12 protein-coding genes and 1 pseudogene are annotated in these 7,319 nt (G+C 67.8%); all 13 read left to right on the forward strand.

All coding sequences use genetic code 11. The annotated features are described in order from the left end of the window. Positions 1-315: elongation factor Tu (gene tuf, locus LLH23_07435; protein ID MCE5238311.1), on the forward strand; the 315-nt coding region annotated here is incomplete at its 5' end. 110 nt (positions 316-425) lie between these two features. Beyond that, positions 426-752, forward strand: a complete 327-nt coding sequence (gene rpsJ / locus LLH23_07440) for a 30S ribosomal protein S10 (protein MCE5238312.1) — start codon at positions 426-428, stop codon at positions 750-752. A gap of 76 nt (positions 753-828) precedes the next feature. Beyond that, entirely contained in the window at positions 829-1,455 is a 627-nt protein-coding gene (rplC, locus tag LLH23_07445) for a 50S ribosomal protein L3 (GenBank protein ID MCE5238313.1), read from the forward strand. Positions 1,456-1,524: 69 nt separating this feature from the next. Next, positions 1,525-2,166 carry a 50S ribosomal protein L4 gene (gene rplD, locus LLH23_07450; GenBank protein ID MCE5238314.1) on the forward strand — a complete coding sequence of 214 codons (642 nt, stop codon included), beginning with the start codon at positions 1,525-1,527 and terminating at the stop codon, positions 2,164-2,166. A gap of 16 nt (positions 2,167-2,182) precedes the next feature. Then, on the forward strand, positions 2,183-2,479 hold the full coding sequence (gene rplW, locus LLH23_07455) for a 50S ribosomal protein L23 (protein ID MCE5238315.1): 297 nt from the start codon (positions 2,183-2,185) through the stop codon (positions 2,477-2,479). A gap of 148 nt (positions 2,480-2,627) precedes the next feature. Further along, positions 2,628-3,464, forward strand: a complete 837-nt coding sequence (gene rplB / locus LLH23_07460) for a 50S ribosomal protein L2 (protein ID MCE5238316.1) — start codon at positions 2,628-2,630, stop codon at positions 3,462-3,464. A gap of 72 nt (positions 3,465-3,536) precedes the next feature. Further along, positions 3,537-3,827: a 30S ribosomal protein S19 gene (gene rpsS, locus LLH23_07465; protein MCE5238317.1), complete on the forward strand. Its 291-nt coding sequence runs from the start codon at positions 3,537-3,539 to the stop codon at positions 3,825-3,827. A gap of 94 nt (positions 3,828-3,921) precedes the next feature. Then, positions 3,922-4,269, forward strand: coding sequence for a 50S ribosomal protein L22 (gene rplV / locus LLH23_07470; protein ID MCE5238318.1), 348 nt, complete (start codon positions 3,922-3,924; stop codon positions 4,267-4,269). Between the two features lie 96 nt (positions 4,270-4,365). Continuing rightward, positions 4,366-5,016: pseudogene (gene rpsC / locus LLH23_07475) on the forward strand (30S ribosomal protein S3). A gap of 228 nt (positions 5,017-5,244) precedes the next feature. Further along, positions 5,245-5,667 (forward strand): 50S ribosomal protein L16, encoded by a 423-nt coding sequence (rplP, locus tag LLH23_07480; protein ID MCE5238319.1) that lies wholly within the window; start codon positions 5,245-5,247, stop codon positions 5,665-5,667. After that, positions 5,660-5,878 carry a 50S ribosomal protein L29 gene (gene rpmC / locus LLH23_07485; GenBank protein ID MCE5238320.1) on the forward strand — a complete coding sequence of 73 codons (219 nt, stop codon included), beginning with the start codon at positions 5,660-5,662 and terminating at the stop codon, positions 5,876-5,878. The genes rplP and rpmC overlap by 8 nt, the downstream gene beginning before the upstream one ends. Before the next feature lie 24 nt (positions 5,879-5,902). Beyond that, the gene (gene rpsQ / locus LLH23_07490) at positions 5,903-6,157 is read left to right on the forward strand and encodes a 30S ribosomal protein S17 (GenBank protein ID MCE5238321.1); all 255 of its coding nucleotides are present in this window, start codon (positions 5,903-5,905) and stop codon (positions 6,155-6,157) included. A gap of 119 nt (positions 6,158-6,276) precedes the next feature. After that, positions 6,277-7,319, forward strand: a 1,043-nt coding sequence (locus LLH23_07495; protein ID MCE5238322.1) for a GTP-binding protein, incomplete at its 3' end; no start/stop codon positions are given.

The following is a 7,319-nucleotide window of genomic DNA, read 5'->3' on the forward strand; positions in this document are numbered from 1 at the left end:
CAGGTCATCGCGTGGCCGGGCTCGATCCGACCGCACACGAAGTTCGAGGGCGAGGTCTACATCCTGACGGCGGACGAGGGCGGTCGCCACACGCCGTTCTTCAACGGTTACCGGCCGCAGTTCTACTTCCGGACGACGGACGTGACGGGCTCGTCGGCGTTGCCGGAGGGCACGGAAATGATCATGCCGGGCGACAACGTGACGCTTTCGGCGGAACTGATCGTGCCGATCGCGATGGAAGAGGGCGTGCGGTTCGCCATCCGTGAGGGTGGTCACACCGTGGGCGCCGGGGTCGTGACGAAGGTCATCGAGTAAAGCAACGGCGGCCCACCCCCGGCCTTCGGCCGGACCCCTCCGGAGACGCTGCGCGCCTCACCGGGAGGGGGAGTGCGGCAGACGGCAGTTGACGGTACAGGAGAAATCCGATGGCGAGGACCAATCAGATCAGGATCAAGCTCAAGTCGTTCGATCACGAGATCCTGGACCGGTCGGCGCAGAAGATTGTAGAGACGGCGGAGCGCAGCGGCGCTCGCATCGCCGGCCCGATCCCGCTGCCCACCGACAAGCGCGTCCATTGCATCGTGAAGCCGACGGCGTTGGGTCGCAGCAGCCGGACGATGGAGCACTTCGAGATCCGGGTGCACAAGCGCATGATTGACATCATTGACTCCACCCAGCGGACGGTGGATGCGCTGATGAAGCTCGACCTGCCGAGCGGCGTGGACGTGTCGATCAAGACGTCGGCGGGGTAAGGGCAGGGATCAGGGGTCAGCGGTCAGGGGTCAGCGCACCGGCCGCCGCACGCATGACTTCTTCAAGGTGACGAAGATGCCAGCGATACTGGGCAAGAAGATCGGAATGACGCGCGTATTCGATGAGCAGGGCCGGATGGTTCCGGTCACGGTCATCGAGGCCGGTCCGTGTGTCGTCGTGCAGCGCAAGACGACGGCGAAGGACGGCTACGAGGCCATCCAGGTGGGGTTCGAGGACCGCAAGCGCGAGCGGCTGAACCAGCCGCAGCTGGGGCACTTCCAGTCGCGGAACGTCGCTCCGAAGCGCTACCTGCGTGAGTTCCACGTAGCGGCCGAGCAGGAAGTGAACACGGGCGACGAGATTCGCGTCGAGGTGTTCGCGAAGGGCGATCAGGTCGTGGTGCAGGGCACGTCGAAGGGCAAGGGTTTCGCGGGCGGCATGAAGCGGTACCACTTCCGCGGCGGCCCGATGGAGCATGGCGCCAGCAAGATCCACCGCAAGCCGATGTCCGGAGGCGCGACGGATGCGGCGCGCGTGTTCCCCGGCGCCCGACGGCCGGGGCACCTGGGCGCCGCGACGGTGACCCAGAAGGGCCTGACCGTAGTGGACGTGGACGCCGAACGGAACCTGCTGCTGATCAAGGGCGCCGTGCCGGGCGCCAACGGCGGCCTGCTGCTGATACGGAGCCGCGAGAGCGCGTAGCCTTGGGTGCACGGGCCCGGCCGCTGCGACGGGACGACCCGCGACTCGCCGGGTGAAGGGATGAGTTTGATGCCGCAGTTGTCACTCTACGATACGGCCGGACAGAAGGTGGGACAGGTCGAGGCCGCCGCCGAGGTCTTCGCGACCCCGCTGAACCGCGATCTGTTGCACCAGGCTGTCATGGTCATTGAAGGGCAGCGGACCCGCAAGGCCGGTCTGGCCAAGACGCGGGGCGAGGTGGATCGGACGACCGCCAAGATGTACCGCCAGAAGGGCCTCGGCCGCGCGCGCCACGGTGCCCGCAGCGCGCCGCTCTTTGTCGGCGGCGGGGTGGCCCACCCCCCCAAGGGCGACAACCGCGTCCTGACCATGCCCAAGAAGGCCCGCCGCAAGGCGCTGTATTCGGCGCTGTCGGAGAAGGCCCGGCGGGGCAAGGTCCTGGTGCTGCAGGAGCTGGCGCTGGCCGCTCCGCGGACCCGCGACGTGGTGGACCTGCTGGCGGCCATGCATGTGACGGGGAAGGTCATCATGCTGGTATCGGGGGACGAGGCCAACAACGAGAGCAACGCCAAGAGCGTGCGGAACATACCCGGCCTGCTGCTGCGCGAGGCGCCGCACCTGAACGCACGGGATGCGCTGTGGGCGGACTATGTCGTCCTGACGCAAGCGGCCTTGCAGGTCATGACCGGAGGAGGCGAGGCCGATGCTTAAGGGTGGCGACCCGAGTGTGTTGGAGCACCGCGCGATCATCCTGCGCCCGCTTGTGACCGAGAAGAGCATGCGGGAGTCGGCAGAGCACAACAAGTACTGTTTCAAGGTGGACACGCGGGCGAACAAGATCCAGATTGCCCGGGCCATCGAGGCGATCTTCAACGTACGGGTCCTGGACGTCAACACGATGATGATCCATGGCAAGGCCCGGCGGCGCAGCTACCGCCACCGCACCGGCCACACGTCGCGCTGGAAGAAGGCCATCGTGACGCTGGCGCCGGGTTCGACGATTGACGTGTTGGCGGGCGGGTAAGGCTGCCCACCCCCGGCCCTGCGGGCCGACCCCTCCCCGGGGGGGAGGGGTGAAGGCTACGGCCACGGCGCGGACGGGTACCAGACGGGAGCGCTGGCGTGGCGGCTCACTGGCCAGGTGAGCCCCGCTATCAGCAAGGAGCAACGAAATGGCACTCAAGGAACACAAGCCCACCTCAGCCGGTCGTCGCACGCTGACGACCGTCGTCAAGGAGGGCGTGGACAGGAACAAGAAGCCCGAGAAGGCTTTGCGGGTACGCAAGACCAACGCCGCCGGGCGGAACAACACCGGCAAGATCACCGTTCGCCACCAGGGCGGCGGCCACCGCAAGCTGGTGCGCCAGATTGACTTCAAGCGCAACAAGGACGACGTGCCGGCCAAGGTCGCCGCGATCGAGTACGACCCGGGCCGCTCGGCGAACATCGCCCTGCTGCACTACGCGGACGGCGAGAAGCGCTACATCCTGGCGCCGCTGGGCGTCTCCAAGGGCGACACGCTGATTTCCGGCAACGCCGTGCCGCCGCGGCTGGGCAACTCGCTGCCGCTGGAGCGGATCCCCCTGGGCAGCACGGTGCACAATGTCGAGTTGACGCCGGGGCGCGGCGGGCAGATGGTGCGCAGCGCCGGCGCGGAGGCCCAGGTCGTCGCCAAGGAGGGCACGCTGGTCACGCTCCGCCTGCCTTCGGGCGAGATGCGCATGGTGTCCCAGCGCTGCCGCGCGACGATGGGTCGGGTCGGCAACACGGACCATGGCAACGTGCGCGACGCGAAGGCCGGCCGCAGCCGGTGGCGCGGCGTCCGGCCGACGGTACGCGGCGTGGTCATGAACCCGAAGGACCATCCGCATGGCGGCGGCGAGGGCAAGGCGCCGATCGGTCTGGACAGCCCGCGGTCGCCGTGGGGCTGGAAGACGCTGGGCAAGAAGACGCGCAAGGTGCGGAAGCAGTCGAGCAAGTACATCGTGCGCCGGCGGGGCAGCAAGTAGAGTGACGGGGCGCGATTTGTCGCGCCGGTGGCCTGGGCGCGAGGGATCGCGCCGCACCAGAAGAGGTACGGTATGGCAAGGTCAATCAAGAAGGGCCCGTACGCCGAAGAGAAGCTCCTGGCCAAGGTGCAGGCGATGAACGAGAGCGGCCCGAAGCGCATGATCCGGACGTGGTCGCGACGCTCGACGATCTTCCCGGAGATGCTGGGGCACACCATCGCCGTGCACGACGGCCGCAAGCACGTGCCCATTCTGATCACCGAGAACATGGTCGGGCACAAGCTGGGAGAGTTTGCACCGACCCGCACCTTCCGCGGCATGCGCGGTGGCAAGTCTGAGAAGACGACGGGTGGCCCCAAGTAGGTCAGGGGCGGGCTCTGAGGAGCCCGGCCCGGTCGCGGGGCGGTCGCCTGCGGCCCCCCGTCGCAGCCGCCCACCGGTTTGAGGAGCAAGGACCATGGATGCAAGAGCGATTGCCAAGTACGTGCGGTGCGGACCGCGCAAAGTCATGCGATATGCGGATCTGGTGCGGGGCAAGGCGCTAGGCGAGGCGCGGTCGGTCTTGGGCGTGCAGCCCAGTCCGGCGGCCAGGGCACTGAGCCTGGTGCTGGAGTCGGCCGTGGCCAACGCTGAGAACAACCACAACATGGACGGCGACGACCTGACGGTCAAGACGGTCATGATAGACGGCTCGACCAAGATGCCGCGCCTGAAGCCACGGGCGCGCGGGCGGGCCGACCGGTACGTGCGGCGCACCTGCCACATCACGGTGGTCGTGAGTGACGGGCAGGCAGAGGAAGAGTAGGGCAGGCAGGACGGGCTCCGGGCGGAGACGCGGCGGGGCCCGAGTGACGGCGAACCTGATCGTTCGCCCCACGCGACGCAGAACATGGAGTGACCCATGGGACAGAAGGTACATCCGTACGGCTTCAGGCTGGGCGTGATCCGCGAGGCACGCAGCCGCTGGTTCGCCGAGGGCAAGCGCTACCGCGACCTGCTCATCGAGGACATCAAAATCCGGCAGTTCGTGCTGGACCAGACGCGGAACGCCTCGGTCTCCGACATCACGTTGGAGCGCGCTGCGGACACCATCACCGTGACGGTCTCGACCGCCAAGCCGGGCATCATCATCGGCAAGGGTGGGCGGGACGTAGACACGATGCGCCAGAAGATCGAGAAGATGTCCGGTCAGAAGGTGCGCGTGAATGTCGAGGAGACGAAGGAACCGGACCTGAACGCGCAACTCGTGGCCGACAACATCGCCCGGCAGATCGAGCGCCGCGTCTCGTACCGGCGCGCGATGCGGCAGGCCGTGGACCGCGCGATGCGGCTGGGGGCCGGCGGCATTCGCTGCTCCGTCAGCGGTCGCCTCGGCGGCGCCGAGATCGCCCGCACCGAGGGCGTCGGGCCCGAGGGTCGCGTGCCACTGCACACGCTGCGCGCCGATGTGGAGTATGGCCGCGCCGAGGCTAAGACGGGCTACGGGCACATCGGCGTGAAGGTCTGGGTGTACCGCGGCGAGGTGCTGCCCCCCAAGAAGGAGTCGGCCGCCCCGCCGGCGCCGGAGGTTGAGGCCCCGGCCGCAGCGGCTCCGGCCGCCGAGCCCGTGGTAGCGGAAGCCCCCGCAGCGGCGGCCGTGGAGGCTCCCCCGGCCCCGGTCGTGCCGCAGATTGACGCGGCTCCGGCGCAGACCGAAGTGATCGAATTGGCGGCGCCCGAAGAGGACGAACTGCTCAGCGCCCTGGGCGGCCCCGAGGCGAGCGAAGAGGAGTAACCGACGATGTTGATGCCCAAGCGCACCAAGCACCGGAAGACCCATCGCGGCAACATGCGCGGCGCGGCGGACCGTGGCAACAACCTGGACTTTGGCGAGTTCGGTCTGCAGGCGCTGGAGCCGTCGTGGATCACCAGCCGGCAGATCGAGTCGGCCCGTGTGGCCATGACCCGCTATGCCCAGCGCGGCGGCAAGGTTTGGATCCGGATCTTCCCGGACCGCCCGGTCACCAAGAAGCCGGCTGAGACCCGCATGGGTAAGGGTAAGGGCGCCCCGGAGTTCTGGGTCGCCGTCGTGAAGCCGGGCCGGGTCATGTTCGAGATGGCCGGCGTGCCGGTAGACGTGGCCAAGGAAGCCATGCGGCTGGCCATGCACAAGCTGCCGATCAAGTGCCGCTTCGTCACGCGGGAGGATGATCTGAATGCCTGACAACTCCAAGAGCACCCGCGACTTCGTGGAGCAGATTCGCCAGGCTTCGCCTGAGGAACTGCACGAGCGGCTGCGCCACATCCAGGAGGCGCTGTTCAATCTGCGCTTCCGGCTGGCGTCCGGACAGGTTGAGGACCCCAAGCGCGTGCGCAAGTACCGCAAGGCGATCGCGCGCATCCGCACCATTCAGACCGAGCGCGGGCTGAGCTAAGGATATCTGACTAGAGGCAGAGCGATGAGCGAGAAGCTGAAGCGAACTCTTGAGGGCACCGTGGTCAGTGACAAGATGGACAAGACCGTCGTGGTGGCCGTGCAGCGCCTGACCCCGCACCCGGTCTATGGTCGCGTGCTGCGCCGCACCGCGCGGTTCAAGGCCCACGACGAGACCAACGACGCCCACACCGGCGACCGCGTGATGATCACCGAGTGCCGGCCGCTGTCGAAGGACAAGTCCTGGCGCGTGGTCCAGGTCCTCGAGCGGGCGAGATAGGGCGCGGGCAGCAACGCCCGGAACGACGGCGCGACGGATGGCGCCACCACGACTGAGCAGCAACGGACGTGCCAGCAGGATGCTGGCGCTCCCACGACACACGCCGGAGGCGTACGGAAGTGCCTTTTTCTACCGAACAGATTCGCAACCTGGTATTGATCGGCCATCGGGGCTCGGGGAAGACCTCCCTGGTCGAGGGCCTGCTGTTCGCCACCGGCGCCATTGATCGTCTGGGCAAGGTGGACAACGGGACCGCCACGGCGGACTTCGAGGCTGAGGAAGTCGCCCGACAGATCTCGATCACCCCGTCGCTGTGCCACTGCGAGTACGGCGGCGTGAAGATCAACCTGGTGGACACCCCGGGGTACTCGGAGTTCTTCGCCGACGTGCCGGTGGCGATGAAGGTGGCCGACACGGCGCTGCTCGTCCTGGACGCGCAGGCCGGCGTCGAGATCCACACCATCAAGGTGTACAGCACTGCCCGCGAGATGGGCGTTCCGGTGGTCGGCGTCGTCAGCAAGATGGACAAGGAACACGCCGACTTCGCCGCCGCCGTGGATAGCATGAACCGGATGCTCAAGGACTGCGAGGCCGTGCCGGTACAGTTGCCGATCGGCCAGGGGACAAGTTTTGGGGGCGTCGTGGACCTGGTGGCCCTGAAGGCCTACACGGGAAGCGGCAAGGACCTGAAGGCGACGGATGTGCCGGGGGATCTGGCCGACGCCGTGGCCGAGGCGCGCGAGAAGCTGATTGATGCCGTGGCCGCGACCGATGACGATCTGACCGAGAAGTACCTGGAGGCCGGCGAGCTGACCGCCGCCGAGCTGGCCAACGGGCTGAAGAAGGCTGTGGCCGAGGGGCTGCTGGTGCCCGTGCTGTGCTGCGACGGCCTGGAGGCGAAGGGCCTGGGCTCTTCCCTGGAGTTCTTCAAGGGCAGTTGCCCCGCACCGAACGCGCGCCCGGCCTGGACCGGCGTCAAGCCTGGCACCGACCAGGAAGAGACCCGTGAGTGCGCGGCCGCCGCCCCGTTCTCGGCCTTCGTGTTCAAGACGCTGAGCGACCCGTACGTCGGGCGGATCAACCTCCTCCGCGTGGTGTCGGGCAAGGCGACGAGCGACATGCCCGTGACGAACACCAGCCGCAACGCGAAGGAGAAGCTGTC

The organism is bacterium (assembly GCA_021372615.1).
In the GTDB taxonomy this organism is placed as follows: domain Bacteria; phylum Armatimonadota; class Zipacnadia; order Zipacnadales; family UBA11051; genus JAJFUB01.